This is a genomic window from Mycobacterium sp. (assembly GCF_036273375.1).
GTDB lineage: Bacteria > Actinomycetota > Actinomycetes > Mycobacteriales > Mycobacteriaceae > Mycobacterium.
Genome location: NZ_DASUHS010000289.1, coordinates 1 through 2,690, shown reverse-complemented (window position 1 = coordinate 2,690; position 2,690 = coordinate 1). Strand labels below are relative to the sequence as shown.

Genomic DNA, 2,690 nt, shown 5'->3' with positions numbered 1-2,690 from the left:
TCGGCACCCTCCACGTCCGCGACGACGTCGTAATACTTGGGCCGCAGCCCACTAACGGAGTGGAAAGCAGCGCTCGCCCTGCAATGCGCGTCGTAATTCGCTCCCGAACAAAGAGTCTGGCAACCCGCATCCGCTGTCGCGTGCTCCCGGGGAGCCGAAAATCTGGACTCTGATTCGTCCTGTCAGCACCACAGCGGAGAAGGGTCTGATTAGCGGACGCCGGGTGGGCACTTTCGGACCCGGAAAGGCGTTTCCGAACGCCAACCTCGGGTATCCCGTTCCTCAGTGACGCCTTAGCGGACCCCTCCGGCCACGGTGGCTCGAGAGGAGGGAGCCGAGTCTGGCCGCTCCAACATGAACGATGAATCGCACAGCCCGGCACAGGGCACCCGGCCTGACGAACAGGCTTCATCAGGGGGTCTGGCTGCCCTGTCGCGTCTCACTTTCGATGACTCCGACGTCGGCGAGATTCTCCGCGAAGCGACCGCCGCCGTCGACGGACTCGCATCCTGCCGGGTCGAGGCCAGTTACCGGTCGGTGAACGGCGGATTCGTTCGCTTTCCACCGTCCGTGCCAGCACACCCCGACATCGAACGGCACCACAAGTCCGGCTGGGATGGCCACGTGGACACAAGAGACGGCCGGTGGGGGTGGGCGTTCCCGCTGAGTCACCGAAGCATCGTCAACGGGTGTTTGGTGGTCAGTGCCGCCAGTGCACCGTCGAAAGACGCTACGCAGTTGCTGACCATCCTGGCCCAGCAGACCGGCGCCGCCCTGGCACATGCCGCACTGCATGAAAGCGACTCCGGTGATACGGCGAAGCTGACAAAATCGAACGCCGACCTGAAGGTAGCGAACGCCGATCTGAAGGTAGCGAACCGTGCACTCGGCACCACGGTGACGCGGCTACAGCGGCAGACGAACGTGCACGAAGTATTGAGCGCGGCGGTGGCCGCGGGTATGGGCGAGCAAGGTATTGCGGATGCACTGAATGACCTGACGGGGCATTCGGTGGGTATCGAGGATCGGTTCGGCAACCTGCGCTGCTGGGCCGGTTCCGGACAGCCCCACCCCTACCCCAAACAGCTCACGGACGAGCGCGAACTCCTGCTGCACGAGTTGGCCGCACAGACCGGTCAGGCACGAATCAGAGGGCGAGTACTCACACTTGTCCAGCCCCGGGCCGAGATCCTCGGTGTCCTGGCGGTGAACGACCCGGACGGCACGGTGACTGAGGACGACTTGTTTGCCCTGCGCTATGGCAGCGTCGTTTTGGCGCTGGAGCTTTCCCACCAGCGAACCGTCGCTGAGATCGAACTCAATCTGCGCCGCGATCTTGTCGACGATCTGTTGGCCGGCACCGACCGAGACGGGGCCTACGCTCGTGCCGACGCCCTGGGCCATGACCTACGACGGCCCCACCATGTGGTGGTGATGCAAAGTACCGGTCGCACCGAGAGCACGCCGCTAATCGCCGTCGGGCGGGCCGCGACCGCGTTGCATCTGAACTACCTGCTCGGGCGTCATGCCGGTCTGGTTGTTCTGCTCACCGACGGCCGCCCGGACCCGCGGGCGTTTCACCACGCGATCAGTGAAATCCTTGGCAGGACGTCCAGCGTGATCGGTATCGGCTCTCGATGCGCGGTGCCCGACGATTTTCCGCAATCCTTCATCGAAGCGCGTCGCGCCCTGAGCATCCGGCTGCGCTCAGTCAGTCCACAAGGCGCAGCGGCGTTCGACGAACTCGGTTTCTATCGCCTCATCGACGCCGCCCATGGCGGCGGCGAGGTCGAAAGTTTCGTGCGCGAATGGCTGGGCACACTCCTGGATTACGACGACCGCAAGAACTCCGAACTGGTGATGACGCTGAGCGATTACCTGGAGTGCGGTGGAAATTATGACGAATCCGCGGCTGCACTGCACATCCATCGCAGCACGCTGCGCTACCGGCTGGCGCGCATCGCTGAACTCACCGGCCACGACCTCCGCAACGTCGATACCCGGTTCAACCTGCACGCCGCGACGCGGGCGTGGCGATTCCTGAACCCCGATGGCTTACCGGAAACCCGCTGCAACGGGGCGTCTAGGGCGAGCCGTCGCCCGACTCACTCACCGTGATCTTGCTTGACTTGGTGCTCTCGGCCTTCGGTACATAAACGTTGAGCACGCCATAGGCCAACGACGCCTCGATGTCGCCTTCCCGAAGGTGACCCGGCAGCGTGACACGAAACTCGAACTCACCGACCCGCCGGGTCCGGCGGCGGAACAAGCCCTCGCGCTTGCGCTCCTTCACCTCACCGGTTACCACCAACTCGTTGCCGTTCAGCTTGACATCGACGTCCTCGCGCCGCACACCAGGAAGCTCGACCTCGATGACATACGCGCTGTCGGTCTCGACGATGTCGGTCGCCGGCGACCAGGCGCCATCACCGGTGAGGTCACCGAACACCGACTGCGCCAGCCGATCCATCTGCGCATAGAGATTCTCGAACTCGCGCAACGGGCGCCACTGCGCCTGACCAGCAGAACCTTTCACGGACAGAGTCATGTCAGCTCCTCTTCTAACTCATCAGCGTTGTTGTCAAAGACTGCCCCGTCGAAGCGGCCGGGCGCCTCGCACTGTCGGGACGATTTCAGGCCCGCGATTTCGCTCGCCGGGGTCAGTCAGGATAAGTGGCGACGGTCGGCAT

Annotated in this window: 2 protein-coding genes; one reads left to right on the top strand and one right to left on the bottom strand. The window is 63.9% G+C overall.

The window, feature by feature from the left end:
- Positions 1–354: 354 nt before the first annotated feature.
- Positions 355–2,118 (top strand): PucR family transcriptional regulator, encoded by a 1,764-nt coding sequence (locus VFW69_RS25195; RefSeq protein ID WP_526505802.1) that lies wholly within the window; start codon positions 355–357, stop codon positions 2,116–2,118.
- On the opposite strand, the gene VFW69_RS25190 is transcribed toward VFW69_RS25195, so the two are convergent.
- Positions 2,084–2,548 carry an Hsp20/alpha crystallin family protein gene (locus VFW69_RS25190; RefSeq protein WP_526505800.1) on the bottom strand — a complete coding sequence of 155 codons (465 nt, stop codon included), beginning with the start codon at positions 2,546–2,548 and terminating at the stop codon, positions 2,084–2,086. The two genes, VFW69_RS25195 and VFW69_RS25190, sit on opposite strands and share 35 nt — an antisense overlap.
- Positions 2,549–2,690 lie beyond the last annotated feature (142 nt).